Source organism: Pararhizobium sp. P1_E7 (assembly GCF_056405855.1).
This window is the reverse complement of sequence record NZ_JBFUBH010000244.1, coordinates 1-790: the sequence shown is the minus strand read 5'-3', so window position 1 is coordinate 790 and position 790 is coordinate 1. Positions and strand designations below refer to the sequence as shown.

Genomic DNA, 790 nt, shown 5'->3' with positions numbered 1-790 from the left:
CTGCCGTTGTTCATATTCGGTTGGCCAACGGGAAGCTGTACGCTGGTATTGGCAAGGTAAATTTCATTGATGTCCGCACAAACCAGGGCACCGATACGGTGACAGTCCGTGCAAGCCTTCCCAATCCAGACCATCTTCTAAGCGACGGTCAGCTTGTCAACGTCATCGTTGAGGCGGCAAATCCGGAAACTGCCGTGTTCGTCTCGCAGTCGGCTATCCAGATTGACCAATCTGGTCCTTATGCTCTTGTCGTCAATAAGAAGAACAAGATCGAAATCCGGCGGCTCGAGCCTGGCCCAATGGTGGGCGCCGAGCTCTCGGTCACCCAGGGGTTGGCTGAAGGTGATATGATTGTCACAGAGGGAATACAAAAAGTTCACCCCGGCCAGGTCGTCGAGCCAATCGAGATCAAGCCGGCTCTGTGAGAACGGGCGCTCATCGGATTTTCAGCCAAACGTTTGTCGGCAGATCAAGCCARCTGGATTGAAGCTATGAGAAAAWCGAACATCATTTTGATTGTCATAGCTGCGCTGTCCGCGACGCCAGCCTTGTCGGCTCCTCGTTTGGAAGAATGGCAGCGCGAAACTTTGGCTTTGATCAAACACAGGAAAGGCGTGCTTGACGCCCGGTGGCGCTCTCCGGAGAAGAATGCTCTTTGGGTGAGCGTGGAGCTAGGCACTTATCATGCGGAGAGCATTACCTACGATATCTGCAATTTGCTGAAAGATGCCGGTTCGCCGGCAGATCAGGCTACCAACGTCTTTATTTTTGACCCTGCCTCATATCGAGG

Annotated in this window: 2 protein-coding genes; both read left to right on the top strand. The window is 53.2% G+C overall.

Going from position 1 to position 790, the window contains the following annotated elements:
* The coding region (locus tag AC1D17_RS29210) for an efflux RND transporter periplasmic adaptor subunit (RefSeq protein ID WP_477568674.1) at positions 1-425 on the top strand (425 nt) is incomplete at its 5' end.
* A gap of 66 nt (positions 426-491) precedes the next feature.
* The coding region (locus tag AC1D17_RS29205; RefSeq protein ID WP_477568673.1) for a hypothetical protein at positions 492-790 on the top strand (299 nt) is incomplete at its 3' end.